The sequence below is a fragment of the Mesorhizobium sp. M0207 genome (assembly GCF_040321995.1).
Taxonomy (GTDB): Bacteria; Pseudomonadota; Alphaproteobacteria; order Rhizobiales; family Rhizobiaceae; genus Mesorhizobium.
Genome location: NZ_JAMYSQ010000003.1, coordinates 53,368 through 74,542, shown reverse-complemented (window position 1 = coordinate 74,542; position 21,175 = coordinate 53,368). Strand labels below are relative to the sequence as shown.

At 62.4% G+C, this 21,175-nt stretch carries 24 protein-coding genes; 8 read left to right on the top strand and 16 right to left on the bottom strand.

What is annotated here, in order from left to right; genetic code table 11:
* Positions 1-3: 3 nt before the first annotated feature.
* The 8 genes from NKJ15_RS06470 to NKJ15_RS06435 form a co-directional block, all read right to left on the bottom strand.
* Positions 4-762 carry an HpcH/HpaI aldolase family protein gene (locus NKJ15_RS06470; protein ID WP_352472903.1) on the bottom strand — a complete coding sequence of 253 codons (759 nt, stop codon included), beginning with the start codon at positions 760-762 and terminating at the stop codon, positions 4-6.
* Between the two features lie 42 nt (positions 763-804).
* Positions 805-1,515, bottom strand: coding sequence for a hypothetical protein (locus NKJ15_RS06465; RefSeq protein WP_352472902.1), 711 nt, complete (start codon positions 1,513-1,515; stop codon positions 805-807).
* 26 nt (positions 1,516-1,541) lie between these two features.
* On the bottom strand, positions 1,542-2,852 hold the full coding sequence (locus NKJ15_RS06460; protein ID WP_352472901.1) for a TRAP transporter large permease: 1,311 nt from the start codon (positions 2,850-2,852) through the stop codon (positions 1,542-1,544).
* 3 nt (positions 2,853-2,855) lie between these two features.
* Positions 2,856-3,368 (bottom strand): TRAP transporter small permease, encoded by a 513-nt coding sequence (locus NKJ15_RS06455; RefSeq protein WP_352472900.1) that lies wholly within the window; start codon positions 3,366-3,368, stop codon positions 2,856-2,858.
* Between the two features lie 78 nt (positions 3,369-3,446).
* The gene (dctP, locus tag NKJ15_RS06450; RefSeq protein WP_352814625.1) at positions 3,447-4,424 is read right to left on the bottom strand and encodes a TRAP transporter substrate-binding protein DctP; all 978 of its coding nucleotides are present in this window, start codon (positions 4,422-4,424) and stop codon (positions 3,447-3,449) included.
* A gap of 80 nt (positions 4,425-4,504) precedes the next feature.
* Positions 4,505-5,050 carry a flavin reductase family protein gene (locus NKJ15_RS06445; RefSeq protein ID WP_352472898.1) on the bottom strand — a complete coding sequence of 182 codons (546 nt, stop codon included), beginning with the start codon at positions 5,048-5,050 and terminating at the stop codon, positions 4,505-4,507.
* Positions 5,050-6,144, bottom strand: coding sequence for an LLM class flavin-dependent oxidoreductase (locus NKJ15_RS06440; RefSeq protein WP_352472929.1), 1,095 nt, complete (start codon positions 6,142-6,144; stop codon positions 5,050-5,052). The genes NKJ15_RS06445 and NKJ15_RS06440 overlap by 1 nt, the downstream gene beginning before the upstream one ends.
* On the bottom strand, positions 6,144-6,860 hold the full coding sequence (locus NKJ15_RS06435; protein WP_352472897.1) for a GntR family transcriptional regulator: 717 nt from the start codon (positions 6,858-6,860) through the stop codon (positions 6,144-6,146). The genes NKJ15_RS06440 and NKJ15_RS06435 overlap by 1 nt, the downstream gene beginning before the upstream one ends.
* Positions 6,861-7,075: 215 nt before the next feature.
* Here NKJ15_RS06435 and NKJ15_RS06430 point away from each other — a divergent pair, with 215 nt between their 5' ends.
* Complete coding sequence (locus NKJ15_RS06430; RefSeq protein ID WP_352472896.1) at positions 7,076-7,567, top strand: hypothetical protein; 492 nt, start codon at positions 7,076-7,078, stop codon at positions 7,565-7,567.
* Between the two features lie 43 nt (positions 7,568-7,610).
* On the opposite strand, the gene NKJ15_RS06425 is transcribed toward NKJ15_RS06430, so the two are convergent.
* The 5 genes from NKJ15_RS06425 to NKJ15_RS06405 all read right to left on the bottom strand — a co-directional run bounded on the left by NKJ15_RS06425 (position 7,611) and on the right by NKJ15_RS06405 (position 9,126).
* A complete protein-coding gene (locus tag NKJ15_RS06425; RefSeq protein WP_352542035.1) occupies positions 7,611-7,829 on the bottom strand; it encodes a hypothetical protein in 219 nt (72 codons plus the stop codon).
* A gap of 3 nt (positions 7,830-7,832) precedes the next feature.
* Positions 7,833-8,012 (bottom strand): hypothetical protein, encoded by a 180-nt coding sequence (locus tag NKJ15_RS06420; protein WP_352472894.1) that lies wholly within the window; start codon positions 8,010-8,012, stop codon positions 7,833-7,835.
* A 125-nt stretch (positions 8,013-8,137) separates the two neighbouring features.
* Positions 8,138-8,296 carry a hypothetical protein gene (locus NKJ15_RS06415; RefSeq protein ID WP_023716639.1) on the bottom strand — a complete coding sequence of 53 codons (159 nt, stop codon included), beginning with the start codon at positions 8,294-8,296 and terminating at the stop codon, positions 8,138-8,140.
* A gap of 148 nt (positions 8,297-8,444) precedes the next feature.
* Entirely contained in the window at positions 8,445-8,882 is a 438-nt protein-coding gene (locus NKJ15_RS06410) for a GFA family protein (RefSeq protein WP_352472893.1), read from the bottom strand.
* A 25-nt stretch (positions 8,883-8,907) separates the two neighbouring features.
* A complete protein-coding gene (locus NKJ15_RS06405; RefSeq protein WP_352472892.1) occupies positions 8,908-9,126 on the bottom strand; it encodes a hypothetical protein in 219 nt (72 codons plus the stop codon).
* A gap of 134 nt (positions 9,127-9,260) precedes the next feature.
* Here NKJ15_RS06405 and NKJ15_RS06400 point away from each other — a divergent pair, with 134 nt between their 5' ends.
* A complete protein-coding gene (locus NKJ15_RS06400) occupies positions 9,261-11,561 on the top strand; it encodes an FdhF/YdeP family oxidoreductase (RefSeq protein WP_352472891.1) in 2,301 nt (766 codons plus the stop codon).
* A gap of 66 nt (positions 11,562-11,627) precedes the next feature.
* Here the strand turns inward: NKJ15_RS06400 and NKJ15_RS06395 are convergent, their stop codons facing one another.
* Together NKJ15_RS06395 and NKJ15_RS06390 are read right to left on the bottom strand one after the other, a co-directional pair.
* Complete coding sequence (locus NKJ15_RS06395; protein ID WP_352472890.1) at positions 11,628-11,975, bottom strand: response regulator; 348 nt, start codon at positions 11,973-11,975, stop codon at positions 11,628-11,630.
* A gap of 8 nt (positions 11,976-11,983) precedes the next feature.
* Complete coding sequence (locus NKJ15_RS06390) at positions 11,984-15,088, bottom strand: CheR family methyltransferase (RefSeq protein ID WP_352814622.1); 3,105 nt, start codon at positions 15,086-15,088, stop codon at positions 11,984-11,986.
* 166 nt (positions 15,089-15,254) lie between these two features.
* On the opposite strand from NKJ15_RS06390, the gene NKJ15_RS06385 reads away from it, so the two are divergent.
* Together NKJ15_RS06385 and NKJ15_RS06380 are read left to right on the top strand one after the other, a co-directional pair.
* Complete coding sequence (locus NKJ15_RS06385) at positions 15,255-15,452, top strand: hypothetical protein (protein ID WP_352472888.1); 198 nt, start codon at positions 15,255-15,257, stop codon at positions 15,450-15,452.
* 1 nt (position 15,453) lies between these two features.
* Positions 15,454-16,050 (top strand): response regulator, encoded by a 597-nt coding sequence (locus NKJ15_RS06380; RefSeq protein ID WP_352472887.1) that lies wholly within the window; start codon positions 15,454-15,456, stop codon positions 16,048-16,050.
* A 24-nt stretch (positions 16,051-16,074) separates the two neighbouring features.
* On the opposite strand, the gene NKJ15_RS06375 is transcribed toward NKJ15_RS06380, so the two are convergent.
* Positions 16,075-16,344: a hypothetical protein gene (locus NKJ15_RS06375; RefSeq protein ID WP_352472886.1), complete on the bottom strand. Its 270-nt coding sequence runs from the start codon at positions 16,342-16,344 to the stop codon at positions 16,075-16,077.
* Positions 16,345-16,616: 272 nt separating this feature from the next.
* Between NKJ15_RS06375 and NKJ15_RS06370 the strand changes: the two genes are divergently transcribed.
* The 4 genes from NKJ15_RS06370 to NKJ15_RS06355 are packed head-to-tail and all read left to right on the top strand — an operon-like array spanning position 16,617 to position 21,173.
* Entirely contained in the window at positions 16,617-17,723 is a 1,107-nt protein-coding gene (locus NKJ15_RS06370) for an NAD-dependent epimerase/dehydratase family protein (RefSeq protein ID WP_352472885.1), read from the top strand.
* Positions 17,720-18,799 carry an NAD-dependent epimerase/dehydratase family protein gene (locus NKJ15_RS06365; RefSeq protein ID WP_352472884.1) on the top strand — a complete coding sequence of 360 codons (1,080 nt, stop codon included), beginning with the start codon at positions 17,720-17,722 and terminating at the stop codon, positions 18,797-18,799. Before NKJ15_RS06370 ends, NKJ15_RS06365 begins: the two co-directional genes overlap by 4 nt.
* Complete coding sequence (locus NKJ15_RS06360) at positions 18,796-20,088, top strand: TIGR04295 family B12-binding domain-containing radical SAM protein (protein WP_352472883.1); 1,293 nt, start codon at positions 18,796-18,798, stop codon at positions 20,086-20,088. Before NKJ15_RS06365 ends, NKJ15_RS06360 begins: the two co-directional genes overlap by 4 nt.
* The gene (locus NKJ15_RS06355) at positions 20,073-21,173 is read left to right on the top strand and encodes a glycosyltransferase family 4 protein (RefSeq protein ID WP_352472882.1); all 1,101 of its coding nucleotides are present in this window, start codon (positions 20,073-20,075) and stop codon (positions 21,171-21,173) included. The genes NKJ15_RS06360 and NKJ15_RS06355 overlap by 16 nt, the downstream gene beginning before the upstream one ends.
* Positions 21,174-21,175: the final 2 nt, after the last annotated feature.

The window sequence follows — 21,175 nt, the reverse complement described above, 5'->3', positions numbered from 1 at the left end:
TTGCTATGAGGCGCTGCGCGCCGAGGCGACGCCGGCGGCAAGGCCGGCCCCGAGAAACATCGTGTCGCTGGCCAGCATGTAGAAGCTGATGCCGTGCCGCGACCATTTGCTGACATCATCCGCCGAAGGGCGAAAGATGCCGACGGCCTTGCGGGCCGTGCGCGCCGCGGCCGCGATCCTCATAATCGCTGCATTGAGCTTTTCCTGGCCGGCCGGCCCCATGGCGTCGATCGAAACCGACAGGTCGCCGGGACCGATGAAGATCACGTCGACGCCGTCGACCTGGACGATGTCGTCGATGTTGGCGAGCCCTTCGGCCGTCTCGACCTGGATGGCGACCGTCAGGACATCGTTGGCCGATTTGAGGTAGTCCGGAATGCTGTAGCCATAACCGGCGGCGCGGCCCGGGCCGACACCGCGGGCGCCGACCGGCGGGTAACGGCAGGCCATGACCGCCATGCGCGCTTGCTCGGCCGTGGAGACGCGCGGTACCAGGACACCCGACGCGCCGGCGTCGAGCGCGGCGGCCATCCACTCCGGCGTGTGGCCGGGAACGCGCACCATCGCGGGAACCTTGTGGACATCGGCGGCGCGGATCAGATCCTCGAGCCGTTCGCGGCCGATCTGCGAATGCTCCCAGTCGATGCACAGGAAATCGACCCCGCTGGCGGCGGCCACTTCGACCGCCACAGGGTGCGGGATGGCGCAGAAGGTGCCGATGAGGCGATCGAGAGAGATACATTTCTTGCGAAAGTCGTACATGAAATCTCCAGAAATTTTCGGCGTCGGCAAAAACCTGTTTGCCTATGTGGCCCTTGACGAAGGATGCACGGCTTCCGTCGACATCGGAAAATGCCGGCTGCCGCCTGAAAACGGCGGGAAGGTCTTGTAGTCGGCGCGCATCTCCAGCCGCGCCGGCGATTGCAGCGCGTGCGTCAATGCAGCGGGACTGTCGAACATGACGCGATTGCGCTGCATATGGTCGATCCGCGGCCAGGGCAGCGAACCGCACCAATCCAGTCGCGACAGAACCTCGATGTGGCGAATGCCGGGGAAGCCCCGCATCAATTGCGGATGATGCGTCACATAGTGGTAGAGCCAGGCATTCATGTCTTCGGCCGGCCCGGGATAGTGGACAAGATAGCTGCAGGGGAGCCCGGACGTCTTGACGCCAGCGTCGTCGACGGGAAACGGACGCACGCACATTGCCTGTTGCGTCGGCCTCGAACCGGCGATGCTCGACAGCATACCAGGTGCGGCAAGCGCCTGCAGATGGCCGGACGGCGCCAGCGCCGCCTCCATGTCCGCCAGTTCGTCGAAATAGAGCTGGAAGCCGAAGACCGGCGGCGGACCATCGTTGTTGAACATGTCCGCCACTTCGGGCAGATAGATGTTTGCAAGCGCAAGGCCCGGCGTCGATGCAATCACACGCCGCACGGCGTCAACATCTTCGCCGGCGATGGCCAAATTTGCCTCGCGGTCATCATGGAAGAAAGCAAGATAGGCAAAGCGCATGTGGACACCTGCTGGATCGAGTTCGACTAGATCAAATTCGGAAGAAAGAGAGCGATCTGCGGAAAGAGGACAATCAGCAGGATCAGCAGAAGCGTCAGCGCGATGTAAGGCGCCGCAGCCATGGCAACCGTCTTGAGCGATGTGCCTTTCGGCGCAACGCCGATCATGATGAACAGCAGCAGGCCAAACGGCGGCGTGGTGAAGCCGACCTCGTAGGCGAGCAGCAGGATCAGCCCGAACCATACCGGCTCGTAGCCGAATTGCTGGGCGATCGGCAGGAAGATCGGCAGCGTGATCAGCATCATCGAGACCTGATCCATGAACATGCCGAGCAGCAGGATGACGAGCACCATCATGAGCAGCATGGGATACGGTCCAAGATCGTAGCCGACGATGAACTGGATAAAGCCGTTGGAGGCGCCGGAGAAGGCGAATATCTGCGAGAACGTCGTCGAAGCCGAGATGATCAGGAAGGTCATGCCGGTGACCTTCATCGCATCGTCCAGCGACTTCCAGACAACCGACCAGCTGAACCGCCGGTAGACAAACAACAAGGCGAAGACAGCGGCACAGCCGAGGCCTGCCGACTCGGTCGGGGTCGCTATTCCAAGGATGATCGTGCCGACCACCATGAACACGATGACGCTCATCGGAATGATGTTGACGGCGACCGCCCTCACCTTCTCGGCCGCGGGGACGGCGGGCACCGGATAGTGCGGAGCGGCGTCCGGATCGATCTTTGTCTGCGCGAAGATCAGCGCCGCGTACATGAGAACGAGCAGCAGTCCCGGCAGAGCCCCCGCTATGAGCAGCGCGCCGACGTCGATCTGGGCCAGCGAGCCGAGCAAGACGGCCAGCGAGGATGGCGGGATGATGACGGCAAGGCTTCCGGCGCCAAGCACCGGGCCGTAGGCCATGTGCGGCTTGTAGCCCCGCTTCAGCATCTCGGGCACCATCAGCGAGCCCATCATGCCGGTATTGGCGAGGCTCGAGCCCGACAGCGCGGAAAAGATCGTGCCGGCGGCCAGCACGACATAGGCGAGGCGTCCGCGCAGATTGCCGATGCACAGGTCGAGCGCGTAGACGACCTTCTCGCCGAGGCCGGAGCGGAAGAACAGGCTGCCCATGACGAGAAACATCGGCAGCGGGGCAAGCGCGTAGGTCGAGACAGCGTCGGAGAAGTTGGCGACCATCTGCGTCACGCCGATCGAGCCGCCGAAGAACAGATACAGCCCGATCACATTGGTGACGAAGAACGCGAAGGCGACCGGCAGCCCAAGGCCCATCAACACCAGGATGGTGCCAACGAGCACGGCGAATGGAAACAGCCAGGCCACCGGTCAGAGCCCTTCCATTTCCAGCGGATCGAGCGTGTACAGCGTGTCACGGCCGAGCAGATATCTGAGCCATTCCAGCGCCGAGAGATAGAAGGCGAGCATGATGGGCAGAAAGACCAGCCATTTCGGCATATCGAAGCTGCGCGTTTCGTATTCGCCGCCCGCAACGGCACTTGTCAGCGAAGACAGAGCGACGCTGCCGAGGTAGAGGCTGACGCCGATGCAGGCGAGATAGACCAGCTTTTCAAGCACCACCCGTGCCCGCACCGGCAGCGCCTGGCGCAGGAACTCGACGAAGACATGGCCCTTGCTGTGGACCAGCCAGGGCATCGGCAGGAATGCCGCGTAGAGCAGGCCGTATTCCGTCGCCGACACCGCCCAGGCAAGCGGCCTCAGGCCCAGATTGCGGACGCACACATCAGCAACCACCGCGACGATGATGAGGCCAAGCACCACTTTTGCCGCCGCCGCCAACGCAAGGCTCAGCTTCCCAATCGCTGCAAACAATCTGTCCATGCCCGACGACCCCCATGTCCACCTTCGTCCTCTTGGCCCAGCTTTGATGGAGGGCACGCAAGGCACCCTCGGCTCGGGCTACTGGAAGAATTTCTTCAACTGATCGATGTTGGTGGGATCGCGTTTGGCCATTCTCGCCCAGCTCGCCTGCGTGGCAGCCGCCAGGAATTTGTCGCGGCCGGCGCCGGTCAAGCTGATCACCTTCTGCCCGCCGTCGATCATCGCCTGTGCCTGTTTTTCGGACTGGGCAAGGTTGGCGTCATAGCTCGCGCGCTCGTATTCGACGGCCGTGTCGGCAAGCAGCTTCTGCGCTTCGGGCGACAGCGTGTCCCATTTGGCCTTGTTGATCGAGATCAGCACGTCGGTTTTGAAGAACTGCGGGTCGACACGGTATTTGGTGAATTTGTCCCAGCCGAACGACGCATAGCCAAACACGGTATACGCGTTGGCATTGACGACGCCGCGCTCGAGCGAGGTATAGACATCCCCCGGCGCTTGCACGATCACCGTTGCGCCCAAGGATTCAAGGAAATCGCGGTAGAGCGGCGACGAGCGGATCTTCAGACTGCCCCAGTCGATGCTGCCTTCGCTGTTGAGCTTGGGTTCGTCGACGGTGAAGACGTTGAAGCCCGAGCCCGCGTCGACATGCGCCAGCAGATGGGCATTGGCCTTCTTCTCGAAAATCCCGCTGATGAAGTCCCAGCCGCCATTGTCGCGAACCTCCCACGGCGTCTTCGTCGATGCGGAGAAAACCTCGCCTTCGGGCACGAGTTCGAGGAACTGCCCTGCCGGTGTGTCGATCACATCGATCAGGCCGCTCCTGAGCGCCGCGCCCTGCTGGATCGGCGGAATGACCTCCGGCCCGCCACGGACGTTGATCTGGACCACGCCCTTGCCCTTTTCGTTCACCTTCTGAACGAACTTCAGGAAGCTCTGCGCGTAGCCGTTCTGCGTCGGCGTAAAATGCACGGCGTTGAGGACGACCTCTTCGGCCGAGGCGCTACCCGCCACACCCGACATGAGTGCAGCCAGAACAAGGGATTTCCAAATGCGCATTGCCATACTCCCTTTGATAGTTCGTCCATGATCGGGTTCGATCTAAAATTGCAATCGCCGCGCCGCCGCGTGAACGGCGGTTAGTTGGCATCATCTCCTACTGTCAGGAACCGCCCATGCGCGTAGAAGACCGGCGATCGATGAGCGCGGTCCAGCGCAACGCCCGACACGATGCCGATGACGATCATGTGCGATGCCCGCACGATGATTTCGGCCACCCGGCATTCGAATATTGCCCGTGCGCCGACAAGCAAGGGCGCGCCGGTTTCGCCACGCACCCATGATCCGGACGAGAACCGCGCGGCGCCCTTGGCTTTGGTCATGCCGCCAAAGGCACGTACAACGTTCTCCTGGTCGCCGGCGGGAAGATTGACCGAAAACGGCAAACCTTCGTGAATGACCGAGGCAAAGGTGCTGCCGCGGTTGACACAAGCCAGCAGCGACGGCGGCTCGGCGCTGAACGAGCAGAGAGCCGTCGCCGTGATGCCGCAAAAACCGATCTCGTCATGTTCCGACGCGAGGATGGCGACCGAGCCCGCCACGGCCCGCATAGCCTGCTTGAACGCGCGCGGATTGATGGAGTCGTGCCCATCCACCCACGGCGTCGGAATGGCGGCCGCCGGCATCAATTTACTCGAAGCCCGGCCTGGCGCATCAGCGGCAGCACGCGGTCGCAGAAGAAGGGCAATTCGTAGGTGTAGTTGACGAATGTGAGGGCGGCGCCGGAATAACCCTGTTCCATGATCTCGGTGAGGTCGTCGACGATCTTTTCCGGCGTGCCGATGAGCGGGAACGTCCCGGCACCACCGGCGAACCTTTGCCGATATTCGGTGAAAGCCTTCGCATCGTGCGAGTTCGCGAATTCCTTCTTCTTGCGCATGTGCTCGTCGACCGCACCCTCGTCCGCGCATTCCAACGCGTAGTGCCGGTAGTAATCCTCGGCTTCCTGCTGGGTCTCCCGGCAGACGACGTGACAAACTGTACAGACGCCGACTTCGCGCCCGACTTCGGCCGCGCGGTTGGTGATGTCGACCACATGCGCACGGCCGTCGGCAATTTCGGAAAACGTCGAAAACAGATAATCGCAGTGGCGCGCTGCGTAGTTGCGCCCCGGCGCGCCGAAGGCGGCGTTCATGGTCACCGGTCGCGGCGCCTGCAGGCTTGGCGGCCGGCTGACGACCCCCTTCAGATCATAGAACTCGCCGCCGAAGTCGAACGGCTCCCTCGATTGATAGGCACGCACGATGATGTTGATCCATTCCTCCGCTTGATCGTAGGTTCGATCGCCGACCGTCTGCCCGAACATCGCGAACTCGTCGGGGTTCCAGCCGCAGACAATGTTCAAGCCGGCCCGCCCATTGGAGATGTGGTCGACCGTCGCCAGCGCTTTTGCAGCCTGCAGCGGATGAACCAGCGGCACATGCACCGTCATGAACAGGCCGATGTTTTCCGTGGCGACAGCAAGGCCCGCCGCCCAGGTGAAAGTCTCGAACGACCATTCCCGCACATGCGTCAAACCGCCGAAGCCGCGCCAGCGGGCGATCGGCAGCAGAAACTCGAGGCCGGCGCGGTCGGCGATGCAGGCGGAATTGAGGTTGTCCTCCCAGCGGGCACGCCAGCGCTCGGGGACGGTAGTCATTGCCAGGCCGCCATCGGCGTTCATTGAAAATACGCCGAGCTTGAACCTGTTCGGCCCTTTCAGCGGGTGCTGCTTCCTGATCATGCTTTCCCCTGCCGCGACATGCCCTCACCTTCACCGTTGGAGTTTTGAAACGGTGGGCTAAGCTTCATGAAACGCTCCTCGGCGTTCTGAATGAAGTGGGTCATGCGGTCGTAAGCGGCGACGGCGTCGCGCTTGACGAATGCCTCATAGATTGCGCGCATGCCGGCAACGATGACGGCCTGCGTCGGCTGGTGCGACAGCGTCCTTAAGCGCACGACGAGCACATGGTCGGCGAACCTTGCAATCGTTTGGGAAAGGCGCTCGTTCTCGACGGCGCCGAGCCAACAATTCCTGAATGCCGAATTGGCCTGGAAAAAGCGGTCGGCATCGCCGGCGGCGGCCGCAGCCTCGGCCTCCCGAAGCGCGGCTGCCAGGGTCTTGAGGCCAGCGGCGTCAAGTGTCCGTGCCGCGTGCGCGGCGGCCCGTGGCTCAAGCAGGCGGCGGACCTCGAAGATGTCGGCGACATCCGTCGCGGTAAGCGTGGGCAGGGTGAAGCCGCGTGTCGTGCCGACGAGATAGCCCTCATGCACCAACTGCATCAAGGCGTCACGGACAGGCATTCTGGAAATGCCGAGCTGGGCGGCAATATCGACATCGACGAGCTTCTGGCCAGGCGCCAATTCGCCATGCTGTATCGTCAGCCGGATTTGTTGATAGACCTGGGCACGCAGATTGCCATCGCCAACCCGTTTGAGCTCTATCGTTTCCGTCATCCACGCCTTCCCATGCGAAGATTTCGTATATTGTTTGAGGCTGTGTTCTCGCAGTCGTGCCGTTTGAAATGCAGCCACGTGTCGGCAGAAATCCACCTATCAGCCATGTTCCCGGCTCAAGTGGAGCATAGGCTGGATCACCTGGCAAGATGTTTTAAGTTTATAATGTATACTGTTTGAGTTCGCTGTCCGGAGGGCAATGGATCGCGCCATCCGTGCTGCCGCGCCGCGCCACGGCGGGGACAGCTAACGATCCGCGCGGTTCGGTAAAAAACGTACAGACGTTTTTCCGTGACACATCGAAGTTGACGGATTTAACTAAAATTACTTGCGATCTGCGCGCGCCGGCACGCCCACCCCGATCCCTCGCCGGTACGCATTACTGGATCGCCCGCCGTATCGAAAGGTGCGGCGGGCTTTTCGTTTCGTTTGGCGGGGAGGCGCTTATGCGAGACTTGCCCAGGAATATCGACGCCGACGTCGTGATCGAAATCAGCAAGCTGCTCGACGACCGGGCGAAGTCCGTGCCGGTGCCGGTGCACAAGCTGGCGGCGATGATCCGGCTGGGCGTCGAGACGCGTCTGACCGATCACTCCATCGAAGAACTGATCGTGGAGATGGCCGCGACGCGGGGGCTTCCGATGCTGTTCGACTTGCCGGTGGTCGACAACGTCGTGCCGATTGCCTCGGCGCGCCGTCCCCGCTGACACTTCGCTCGAACCTCACCGATCGTCGCGTCGCCGGCCGACTTCACTTGTCCTGATGCGCGGACCGGGTGTCGCCTTTCTTTTCGGGGTCGTGGGTATGGTGGCTGTCGTGTTCGCCGCCGCCGCCGGAAACCTTGCTGTGGCTGCGACGGTCGGAGTCGGCCGGCGGCTTTTCGACGCTCAGCGGCTTCTTGGCGTTTTCGTGCGCGGCGCCGGGACCGCCCTGGCGGATGCTGGCAGGAGTCTTCTTCGACGTGGACATGACCTAGCGATCCTGGACGTTGCCTTGATGGGTGGTGTTGACCTTCGTATTGCCTTGCTGGCCCTGCTTGTCGGGATCCGGAACGGCTGATTGCGGTGCCTGGTCGGCTGCTACCGGTTTTTTGTCACCGGTGCCCTTTGGGCTCAGGTTCTTCGGCGGCACAGGGGGAGGTTTTGTGCTCATGGCGTGTCTCCTTCCGTCACCCAAACAAGCGGCTCGGGAGAAAGGTTCCCGATGGCCCGGTCCGAACGGCAATTGCCGCGAATAGCCGGGCCCGCAGGCGGTGGCTTGGCCGGCGGGATCCAGGATTATTTCTTGATGATGTTTCCGTTGTTCAGATCGAAGGCCTGGGCACCGAACGCCTGCCTGAAGAAATCCTCCTGCAGATCGCCCCATTCGCCAAGATAGGCGCCGCAATTGCTGCAATAGATCGGCGTCGAATCCTTCGGGTTGTCGGGAATTTCCATCAGGATCGTCCCGCACGCCTTGCAATCGAGCTTGTCATCCAAACGGCGGCCCATTGGCCTATAATTGCGCGTTTTCGGCCGCGCGCCAATTGTCGTATTCGTACGAAACTGCGAACGGTACGTTTTCCACCTCCAAGCGGGCAGCAGGCTAGCGGTCCGCCGGATTTCCGAAAGCGGGATCGCGCCGCCTCGAATACCTTCCCACCCGCGGCAGCTCGTCTGGAAAGTCGACCCAGGGAAGCCTCATGTCCCAATATGCGTGGGCCTGCGGCGGAAACCGTTCGGGGTGGTCGAGAAAGCCGATCGACAGATAGAGTTCGTCGGGCAGGCCCTGGTCGACATAGCCGATCGATGTTCCGCAATCCGCACAGAAGGACCGGAGCACGCCGGGGGTTTTCGAAAAGGTCTTGGGCGTGCCGGTGAGCAATGTGAATTCGGAAGGCCGATAGCCGACCCACACCGTTAGCGGGCTTCCTATCGCCTTGCGGCAGTCGTCATCGTGATCGGAGCAAATCCAGAACGGCTCGCCGCGCATCTCCGCCGTTATGGCGCCGCAAAAACAGGACCCCGTTTCAGTTCGTGGCATTACCTGCCTTCATTGCTGACCTCACTCATTGCTGGCCTGGCATTTCGGTATTTTCCTTGGGGTTCTTCTTGATGCCGGCGGCAGGCGAGGTATCGGCCGGAGCATTGCCACCCTGGTTCTGTTCAGGGGCTCTTTTGAGCGGCGAAGTTCGCCAGCCCATATCGCCGTACAAAAAGCCGATGAGAAAGCCGACGATGATGATGGCCGAAATCACCATCGCAATTAACGCGTTACGTCGCTCCATTTCGCGCGGCTCCTTTCTTCGGGCCGAACAAACGATGGCGGAAATGGTTCCGGCGAGACGGTACGGACCCGGCCCGGAACATTCAGCCTTACGGCGGGTTCTTATGCATGCTCTTCTTACAGGGAGTGGCTCGCATGAAACCCGCCGTAACCGATCGCATCGAAACCAAGAAATACGACCACCCGACAGGCGGCTGGGGATCGCTCAAATCCCTGGTCCGCAAGGCGCGCGGCGAAGGCCTGCTGTTGTCCGGGATATGGAGCACGCTGCTCAAGCAGAACAAGGCCGACGGCTATATGTGCGTGTCTTGCTCATGGGCAAAGCCAGCCCAGCCGAGGCCTTTCGAATTCTGTGAAAACGGCGCCAAGGCGACGATGTGGGACCAGACCAAGCTGCGCTGCGAACCGGCTTTCTTCGCCGAGCATTCGGTGACGGAACTGCTCGATTGGCCGGACCACGATCTTGAGAAGCAGGGCAGGCTTACCGAGCCCATGCGCTACAATGCCGCTACCGACCGTTACGAGCCGGTTTCCTGGGACGATGCATTCCGCGACATCGCTGCCGAACTGCGGCGGCTCGATCCCAAATCGGTGGTGTTCTACACGTCCGGCCGGGCCTCGCTCGAGGCCTCGTTCGTGTACCAGCTTTTTGCGCGGATCTATGGCTCTTCGAACCTGCCCGATTCGTCCAACATGTGTCACGAATCGACCTCGGTCGGCTTGCCGGAATCGATCGGTTCGCCGGTCGGGACCGTGCAGCTCGAAGACTTTGCGAAATGCGACATGATGTTCTTCTTCGGGCACAACACCGGGGTGACGGCGCCGCGCCTGCTGCATCCGCTGCAGGAGGCACGTCAACGCAACGTGCCCGTCTTCACTTTCAATCCCTTGCCCGAGCGGGGACTGAAGCGCTTCAAGAATCCGCAAAACCCCCTCGACATGCTGTCGCCCGGACCGGGTACCAAAATGTCCAGCGACTACTTCCAGGTTCGTTCGGGCGGCGATATCGCCGCGATGACGGGTATCGCCAAGGCGTTGCTGGCGCTCGACGACGACGCCCGCGAAAGCGGCAGGACGCGTGTCCTCGACACGGCTTTCATCGCCGAACACACGCATGGCTTCGCCGAATTCGAAGCCTTCCTGCGCAAAACCCAGTGGAGCGATATCGTCGCGCGATCCGGCATTGCGCAGACCGACCTGGAGCATGTCGCCGAGGTCTACAGCCATGCCAACGCGGTGATCGGCAATTACGGCATGGGCTTGACCCAGCATCGGCACGGCACCGAGAACGTCCAGATGCTGTGCAACCTTTTGATGCTGCGCGGCAATATCGGAAAACCCGGCGCCGGCATTTCGCCGCTGCGCGGCCATTCCAATGTCCAGGGGCAGCGCACCGTCGGCATATCGGAAAAACCCGAGCTCGTCCCGCTCGACAAGTTCGCCGAATTCTACGCCTTTGAACCGCCGCGCGAAAAAGGTCTCGATACGGTCGAAACCTGCGAAGGCGTCATCGACGGATCGGTCAAGGGCTTCGTCGGGCTCGGCGGCAATTTCGTGCGGGCCGTGCCGGAAACCGGCCTGGTCGAGAAAGCCTGGCGTGGGCTCGACCTGCATGTCGAGATCGCGACCAAGCTCAACCGCAGTCACCTGGCCGCCGGCCGGGCAACCTATTTGCTGCCTTGCCTGTCACGGCTGGAAAGAGACCATCAGGCAAGCGGCGACCAAAGGGTGTCGGTAGAGGATTCCACCGCCTGTATCCACGGCTCGTTCGGATCGCGACCTCCGGCTTCGCCGCATCTGCTTTCAGAGCCCAGGATCGTCGCCGAACTCGCCAAGGCCACGGTGCCGGGCAGGAGTTCGATCCCATGGGATGAGTGGGTTGGGGATTATTCCCGCATCCGCGACGAAATCGAGCGCTGCTACCCCCAACATTTCCGCGACTTCAACGAGCGTTTCCTGACGCCCGGCGGCTTCCATCGCGACATCAAGGCGAGCAAGCGGGTGTGGGAGACGCCGAACAAGAAGGCCAATTTCAAGCTGCCAAGTGGCCTTGAAACCGATCCCGACATCGATGTCGCCGGCGATGATGTGCTGACACTGATCACGGTGCGCTCCAACGACCAGTTCAACACCACCGTCTACGGCTACAACGACCGGCTGCGCGGCATCAGCGGCACACGTATGGTGCTGTTGATGAATGAAAAGGATATCCAGCGCCTCGGTTTGAGCGCGGGACAGGAGGTCGATCTCGAAGCCAACGCGCGGGACGGTGTGGAGCGCCGCGTGCACGGACTGCGCATCACGCCTTACTCGGTGCCGGAGGGAAATTGTGCCGGTTACTACCCCGAGCTCAACCCGCTGGTTCCTTTGTGGCACAGAGCCGAGAGGGCTCATGTTCCGGCGGTCAAATCGGTACCGGTGCGGATATTGCCATAGGCGTTCGTCGTTCGCGGCAGGCACGCACCACGCCGATGTGACCTGGCGCGACTTTCAATCGCGATCTCAGCCGGCTCGCGCGAGTTCATCCACGGCATTCAGGATCGCACTCTGGCTCGCCGGCTTCTGCACCATCCTGCAAGCGCGGAACCCGGCTGGAATTTCGCGTTCGCCATACCCGGAGAGGAAGGCGAACGGAACACCGCGCATCCGTAACGCTTCCGCGATCGGATAACTGGTCTCGTCGTTCAACTGGATATCCAGCAACGCGGCGTCGATCCCGCCTTCGCCAACGAGCCGGAGTGCCGCCGTTACCGACGAAACAGGTCCAACCACCTGATGGCCGGCTTTGCGCAGGTAAGCCGCCGCGTCGTCGGCGATCAGCCATTCGTCCTCGACGATCAGCACACGCATCTTTCCGGTCACGACGAGCCCTCACGGGTCAGAGGGAATGCGATTTCCGCCTCCAAACCATTTGAGTGGAAAGTTGTTTCAACCTTTCCGCCCAGCCGGTAGCCGATTTCTCCGCGCAGAAGGGTAAGGCCGAAGCCGCTGTCGGTTGGCTCCTTGATGCGGGGGCCGCCCTTCTCGCGCCAAGTGAGCCTGAAGGTTCCGTCCGCCACCGACCATTTCACGACTATCCGCCCGGCAGGTTTCGAAAGGGCGCCATATTTAGCGGCATTCGTCGCCAGTTCATGGATTGCCATGCCGAAGGAAAGCCCTTGTACCGGCTTGAGGCTCACCCGTTTGCCATGGAGTTCGAACCGTTCGGCCCCGAAGGGATCGAGTTCCTGGCGCAGCAGTTCCTCGACGGAAGCTTCGGTCCAGCTTTCTCGCGAGAGCAGACTGTATGCTCGTGACATCGCCTGCAGGCGGCCGATCAAGGCGTCGGCGAACTCGTCTTTCGACGCCGAGTTTTCACGGGTCCGGTTGGTGATGCTGGCGACGACCGCCAGCATGTTCTTGACGCGATGGTTCAGCTCCGAGATGAGCACCTGCTGACGCTCTTCCGCCTGCGCCAGCGTCGTCACGTCGATCATGGTCACGACCACGCCTTGGACGCCGCCGCTCTTGTCCCGATAAGGGTTGATGCGAACCAGGTGAAACCGGCCGTTGTCATCGCGCGCAAGGTGATGGTTCAGGGTCTCTCCCGTCTCGAACACCGCCTGGATGTGCCGCTTCAACTCGGGGTAGTCGAGTCGGCTCGAAAGATCGGTCAGCGGGCGGCCGACATCGGACGGACGCAAGTTGAAGAACGACGACGCGGCGGGAGTAAAGGTCCGCACCACAAGGTTGCGGTCGAGGAAGATGGTGGCGATTTCCGTGCTTTCGAACAAGTTTCTGAGATCGCTGTTGGCGCGATCGAGTTCCTCTATCTTGCCGGTCAGCTCCGCGTTGATGGTGTTTAGCTCTTCATTGAGCGACTGCATCTCCTCCTTCGAGGCCTCAAGCTCCTCATTGGTCGACTGCGCCTCTTCATTGACGGAGACGAGTTCCTCGTTCGAAGATTTTACTTCCTCCAGCGCGGTTTCGTATTCCTCGATGGTCGATTGCAGCCGCTCGCGTGTGTCGCGCAACTCCCGCTCGAGATCGGCCGCGTCGTCGGTGCCGCGGCTTTCGTGTGCCGGCTCGGAGCGGATCTGGGACTGTCCCACCGGATTGAACAGGACGAGGTAGAGGGGCTCGCCATTACCGCGTTCCGTGTATGGCTCGACCGTCAATGTAATGAACTGAAGCTGTTCGTCGTCTTCCTCGACCGCTATATTCTCCCGCACGACCGTGCGGCGCGTCGTGGCTGCTTCCCGCAACGCGGCGCGCAGTTCCAGTCTCAGCCCGTGGCGGGCCTGGGTCAGCAACTGCCGGCTCGGGGCGCCTTGCGGCGCTTCCAGATATTTGCCCGTCCGCGCCGAATAGTAGACGATGTCGCCATCGCCATTGACCAGAACGTGAGGCGGGGCGAACCGCTCCAGCACCTGAGCCTCGATCGCCTGGCGCAGTGAATGGCTGGTCGCATCCTTCTTCGAGCCGCCGCGTCCGACCGGAAGGGCACCCGTGCGGCCATTGCCGATCAGGACCGGCGGCCGCGGCGTGGCATGTTCCCGCGCCTGGAATATCCGCTGCTTCTTGTCGACCGTGGCGAACAGGTCACCGTGCTGACCGATGGTTTCCGAGGTCCCGAGGAACAGATAGCCGCCCGGGCGCAGCGCGTAGTGGAAGATCGGGATGACCCGGTTCTGGATCTGCGGGCCGAAATAGATCAGCAGGTTGCGACACGAAATCATGTCGATGCGCGAGAAGGGAGGGTCGCGGATAATGCTGTGCGGCGAAAAGATGCACAGTTCGCGCACCTCCTTGCCGAGCACATAGCTCTCGCCGTCACTGTGGAAAAAGCGTTGCCTGCGCTCGGGCGAAAGCCCGTGCAGCAGCGCTTCTGGATAACGTGCCGCACGCGCCACCGCGAGCGCCGGCTCATCGATGTCGGTCGCGAATATCTGGACGCGCGGCTGCGCCGAAAGTTTCTCCATGCGCTCGCGCATCAGCATGCCGATCGAGAACACCTCCTCGCCGGTGGCGCAGCCGGGCACCCACACACGCACCGCATCGGAGGCGTTCTTGCCTTCGAAAATCTGCGGTATGATCTTGTCCTCCAGCAATTTGAACGCGTCGGCGTCGCGAAAAAAGCTGGTGACGTTGACGAGGAGGTCGCGAAACAGCTTCGCCACCTCGTCCGGATCCCTTTTCAGCCGTTCTGTGTAGGTGGTGATCGACTGCAGCTGCGTTATCTGCATGCGCCGCTTTACGCGACGCAGGAACGTCTTGGCCTTGTAGCCGGAAAAGTCGTGACCGGAATGGCTGCGCAAAATGGTGTAGATTTCATCGCGGGCTCGATCCATCTCGGCCTTGTGTTCGTCGTCTGCTTCGGTCAGGCCGTTCAGCACGTCGAAACCGCGGACAAACGCCTGAAGCTTTGCACCGATCTGCTCGGCGGGCGCCGCTATGTCGATCAGGCCGCTCGAAATCGCGCTCTGCGGCATGGCTGGATTGCGCGGGCCGGAACCGTTGGAGGCCTGGGCAATGGTCAGCCCGCCATGCTCCTTGATTGCCCTGGCGCCGAGCGTGCCGTCCGAATCGCCACCCGACAAGATAATGCCGACGGCATACTCGCCCTGGTCCTCGGCCAATGCGCTGAAGAAGATATCGATCGGCTTGCGCTCGCGGCTGAACGTGTTCGGCCGGCGCAGCGAAAGCGCGCCCTTACGGATGGTGAGAACGACGTTTTGCGGCATCACATAGACCTGGTCGGGTTGGACCGCTGCCCCCTCCTCGGCCACCAAGACCGGCATTTCGGTGTAACGTCGGATGACCTCGTGCAGCAGGCTTTCCCGCTCCGGGCTGAGGTGCGTGACGACGACGAACGCCATGCCGGTGCCGCCGGTCATTCCCTTGAACAAGCCCTCCATCGCCGGAATGCCGCCGGCCGATGCACCGACGCCGACTATGGGAAATCTGCCATTCTGGGATGCCACGCCAAGCCCCTGGTAACAGCCGCGAACACAAAGCCGTCAAATCGGGCCTCAGACCCTAATCACGCCTCAGACTAAGACCGGGCCGAGCCTGAGGCCAGTAAATAGTCCAGTAACGGAACAAAGCACCGCGGCTGGGCATTAACATTTGACTTCGGAGGCGGTTCCAATGGCAAGACGACCACCTGAAATAAAGCCGGCCAAGCGAATCCTGTTGCCCTCGCCGGATCTGACCAAGTTCCCGGTATCTGAAAACATCCCGCCTCGCCTGCTCGCGCTCGCGGAACGGTTGCAAGAGGTCCTGGCCCGCCATTTTGCGGAAGTCCGCGCCGACAGCCGTAAATCCCGCAGGAAGAAGGAACAATGAGGTGCGCGACCTGCAAGGCTTGCATATCCTGATCGTCGAGGACGAATGGATGCTGGCGGGCGATCTTGCACGTTACTTCAGCAAGATGGGCGCCGTGGTGCTTGGCCCGGTGGCGACGGTCGAACAGGCATCAAAACATACGGACGAGGCGGAGGCCGCGATCCTGGACGTCAATCTCAACGGACGACGGGTATTCCCGATCGCCGACGAGTTGATGCGCCGTGGCGTGCCGTTCGTGTTTTTCAGCGGCGACGAAGACATCGTTATTCCTGAGCGCCTTCGCTATGCCAGCAGCCTCCGAAAATCCTCGAACGGCCAGGCTGTCTTCGATGCTCTCTTCCCAGCCGAGACGTCGGCATCGAAAGGAGGCCGATCGTCGGAGCCCTCGGACGACGTATTTTCGCTGCTGCCCAAGCTCAGGCTCGCGGCGCGCCTGCTGCTGGGAGATGTGGAGGCCTCCGACCGGCTGGTCGAGCGAACGCTCGAACAGGCCATCGGCGAAATCGACAAGAGACGATCCGGCTCCTCCACGGAGGACTGGCTCAACGGCATCATGCGAAACATCGTCAGGGCACGCGGGCCAAACCTGCTGCACTGACCGTGGCCGCTGTTTGCCGCGATCCTACTTCCGGCTGCGTTCGACGAATTTGTTGAAGCGGCTGGTCTTTCCGCCGCTGGTCTCATCCTGGTAGAGGAAGGCCAGTTCGTTCTCATCGAAGATCCTGAAGAACTCGTCCCATTCGACAGGCTCGAACGTCTCTTCAGGCTCGCCGAAGTCGATGCGCAGTATGCCTCCCTCGCCCTTGGTGCGCACCACCGCCGGTCGCCCGTCGCGGTCCTCGGCCCAACGGCGGATTTCGTCGTGATCGGTGGTCGTCCTGGATTCAGACATCGCAATCTCCCTTCGATTCCACCGCAGGCCGCGAGATCTCACGCGTTGCTCCGGTCTGCCCTCACACAACCAGCAGATGCATTGCTGCCCGGCATGTGCGCGCGGTTGGTTGATTATGGCTCCTAACACCAAGCGCGCTTCGATGTTCCCGTGCCCAGCCCGAGGCGGGGTCGCTTTCGGAGCGCAGCGTTCCGGGAACTTTGTTGAAGCAAGGGAACAAACCTTTCGCCCGGAAGTTTGGGGCGGCAAAGCCATTCGTATGAGGAGTTGTCGTGAAACGTATACTGGTCACGGGAGGCTGCGGTTTTATCGGCCGCCACGTCGCCCAGGAACTCGTTGAACATGGCTATGGGGTTTCAATTCTCGATGCGCTGCTGGACCAGGTGCATGGTGGCGAGGCAATCAGCCTGCCGCCAGGCGCCAAGCTGATCAAAGGCGACGTTCGCGATCGCGACGCCATCTCAGAGGCGGTCGACGATGTCGACGCGATCATTCACCTGGCGGCTGAAGTGGGCGTCGGCCAGTCCATGTACGAGATCGCCCGCTATGTCGGCGCCAACGACCTCGGCACCGCCACGTTGCTGGAAGCGCTGATCAAACGCCCGATCGAACGGATCGTCGTTGCTTCGTCGATGAGCGTCTATGGCGAGGGTCTCTATGCGACGCCGGACGGCCGGCGCATCGACAATGCAAGACGGCAGCCGGACGATATCCGCAGCGGCCAATGGAATCCCCTGTCCCCGGAAGGTGAAGTCCTGTCGCCGCTGCCGACCGACGAACAGAAACCGGTCGATCTCGCCTCAATTTACGCGCTGACGAAATACGCCCAGGAACGCGCCGTACTGATCTTCGGCGAAGCCTATGGGGTCGATGCGGTGGCGCTGCGCCTGTTCAATGTCTTCGGCGCCGGACAGGCGCTCTCGAACCCGTATACCGGCGTCCTCGCGAACTTCGCCTCGCGCATCGCCAACGGCCAGCGGCCGCTGATCTTCGAGGACGGCGAACAGCAGCGCGATTTCGTGCATGTACGCGACGTCGCCCGCGCCTTCCGGCTGGCGCTGGAACAGCCGCAGGCACGCGGCCACGTCATCAACATCGGCAGCGGGCGAGCCTACGCGGTCAGCGATGTCGCCCGGCTGCTCGCCGAAGCGATGGGCGTGCCTGGCCGCCAGCCGGAAATCCTCGGCAAGGCACGCTCCGGCGATATCCGCAATTGCTTTGCCGACATCTCCAAGGCGCGCGAACTGCTCGGCTTCCAGCCGCAGTACCGGCTGGAGCATTCGCTCGGCGATTTCGTCGCCTGGGTGCGCAACACGGTCGCCATCGATCGCAGCGCCGAGATGAAGCGGGAACTCGAAGCGCGAGGGCTGGTATCATGAGACCGGAGTCACCCGATTTTCGCGAAATGCCCATCGCCATTATCGGCGGCAGCGGCTTCATCGGCTCCAACCTCGCCGACAGCCTGTTGTCGGATGGCGAACTGGTGCTGGTCATCGACAACCTGAGCCGTCCCGGCGTCGAGCAGAACCTGGAATGGCTGACGCAAAAGCACGGCAGCCGCCTGACCATCGAAATCGCCGATATCCGCGACGCCGAGGCGCTCGCGCCGCTGGTGGCGCGTTCAAAGGCGGTTTTCCACTTTGCAGCGCAGACCGCCGTCACCACGAGCCTGGTTCGACCGGACGAGGATTTCGACGTCAACCTGCGCGGGACGTTCAACGTCCTGGAAGCCGCTCGCCGCAGCGGCAAGCGCACCCCCGTCGTTTTCGCCAGCACCAACAAGGTCTATGGCCGCCTTGCCGATCTCGCCATGCGCGAAGAGGACGGCAGATACGCGCCTCGCGACGCGGCCATCCATGCGCACGGCATCGACGAGACGCGCGGCCTCGATTTCTGCACGCCCTATGGCTGCTCCAAGGGCGCGGCGGACCAGTATGTCCTCGACTACGCCAAGTCATACGACCTGCCGACGGCGGTGCTGCGCATGAGCTGCATCTATGGACCGCGCCAGTTCGGGACGGAGGATCAGGGCTGGGTCGCCCACTTCCTGCTTAGCGCCTTCTCGGACCGGCCGATCACCATCTATGGCGACGGCAAGCAGGTGCGCGACATCCTCCACGTTGCCGACGCGGTCGCGGCCTATCGCGCCGTGCTCGACCGGATCGAGGAAATCAGCGGCCAAGCATTCAATCTCGGCGGCGGACCACAAAACGCCGTCAGCCTGCGCACGCTGCTGAACGAGATTCGCGACATAACGAAACGGGACGTTCCGATCCGTTACGACCGCGAACGCACCGGCGACCAACCGTTCTTCGTCGCCGACACACGCGCGATCGAGGCGGCGCTGGGATGGAAAGCGCACGTCCCGTGGCAAAACGGCATCCGCGACCTCGCCGACTGGCTGCAGCGTCATCGCCTCGACCCGCATCCCGAACCGGCGAGGTACGTGGCATGAGGGTCGCTCTGGTCAATCCGTCCTGGACGTACCAGGACAGCATCTATTTCGGCTGCCGCCAGCCGCATCTGCCGCTCGAACTCGGCTATTCGAAAGCGCTGCTCGACGCCGCCGGCCACGAGGTGCTGATGCTGGACGGGCAGATCCAGAAGCTCGACAACGCCGCGCTCGCCGATCGCGTCGCCGCATTCGAGCCTGACATGACCGTCGTCAGCACCGCGCCGACCTACCTGTTCTGGCGCTGCGCACCGCCCGAGTTGCGGGTGCCGGCCGATTTCCTCAATCATCTTGCCGGGTGCGGCGGTCGCACCGTCGCCGTCGGGCCGCATGGCTCGGCGACGCCGACGCCGACTTTGCGCAAGCTAGGCGTCGACATCGTCGTGCGCGGCGAATGCGAGGAAGTGGTCGCGGAACTTGCCCGGCGCGACGACTGGAGCGCGGTGCCGTCCACGGCCTATTTCGAGGATGGAGAACTGGTCTCGAACGGCGGCGTGCATGCGAGCTCGTTCATCGATCACCCGCCGCTCGAATGGCCGTCGGACTGGATTGCCGCGCATTCGCACCACCATCATCGCTTCGACGACAACCAGGTCGGCTTTGGCGCGGAGGTCGAGGCGTCGCGCGGCTGCCCGTATAATTGCAGCTTCTGCGCCAAGATCGATTTCCGCGATGCCTACCGCCGCCGGAACCACGAAGCAGTGATCGCCGAGATCGACCGGCTGATCGCACAGGGTGTCGGCTACATCTACTTCATCGACGAGATCTTCCTGCCGCAAAAGGCATTGCTGGAGGCGCTGGTCGATCGCGATGTGAAGTTCGGCGTGCAGACCCGTATTGACCTCTGGAAGCCGGAATTGCTGAAGCTGCTCGGTGCCGCCGGCTGCGTCTCGATCGAGGCGGGCCTCGAAAGCCTGACTGTGGAAGGCCGCGCCATGCTGGCAAAACGCTGCCGTTTGGGCACCGAGGAGCTGGCCGCGCTGCTGGTCGACGCAAGGCGCCACGTGCCGTTCGTGCAGGCCAATCTGATCGGCGTGGTCGAGGACGATCCCGCGCTCGTCGATTATTGGCGGAAGCACCTGATCGACAACGGCGTTTGGGCCAACGAACCGGTGCCGCTCTATCCTTATCCGAGTTCGCCGAGCTACCGCGAACTTTGGGGCGAGCCGGACGATCTCGCCTGGGAGCGCGCGCATGAACATTACCTCGCATCCTTCCGAACGTTCAGCGACATCCAGGAGAAGCGTCCGCGTCCGCTGGCTGAATTGGAGGCCACATGTTGCGGACGCTGAGCCCGCCGCGTCGCATACTGATGACCGTCGATGCCGTCGGTGGCGTCTGGCGCTATGCGCTCGATCTGGCCAGGCAATTGGTCGCCGGCGGCGACAGCGTCGTGCTTGCCGGGCTTGGTCCGGAACCGTCCAGGCAGCAGGCGGAGGAGGCCCAGTCATTCGCGGCGCTGACCTGGCTCAACACGCCGCCCGACTGGATGACCCGCAACGAGCACGACCTCGATACATTGCAGCGGGAGCTGCACCCGCTCATACGTGACTACGCCGTCGAAATCGTCCATCTCAACGCGCCGACGCAGGCCGCGGGGCTCGATGTGCCCTGCCCGATCGTGACGGTGTCGCATTCCTGCGTGGTGACATGGTTCCACGCCGTCAAGGGACAGGCGGCGGACGGCGAATGGGCCTGGCAGAAGGACCGCAACCGGCGCGGTTTCGACAAAACAGGCATTGTCGTTGCACCCAGCCGCAGCCATGCCGACATGCTCGAAACCTGCTACGGGCCGATCGCCCGCCTGAGCGTCGTCGGCAACGGGGCGCGGCCCGGCGCGAAGAGCGAAAGACGGGAATCGGTGGTTTTCGCCGCCGCGCGCTGGTGGGACGAAGGAAAGAATGCGGCGGTGCTGGACCAGGCCGCCTCCCTGACGCAATGGCCGGTCTTCGTCGCCGGCTCCTTGCAAGGCCCGGACGGCCAGCATGTTGGCTTCAGTCACGCCGTTCCCGTCGGACCGGTGCCACATGAGGAAGTGCGCTCGCTGATGGCGCGGGCAGGCATTTTCGTATCGCCGTCGCTCTACGAACCGTTCGGCCTGGCCACGCTGGAAGCCGCGATGTCGAAGACGCCTTTGGTGCTCGCGGATATCTCGACCTATCGCGAATTGTGGGACGGGGCGGCCATGTTCTTCGACGCGCGCGATCCGGGCGATCTCGCCAGATGCGTCAACAGCCTTTGCAGCGACGCGCAGCGCCGGCGAGAGCTCGGTGAAGCAGCCGCTCGCCGAAGCCGCAGATTTTCATTGGCAAGACAGGCGACCGCCATGCGCGGCGTCTACGACAAGGCGGCCCTGGCCACCATGGCGGATAATTGATT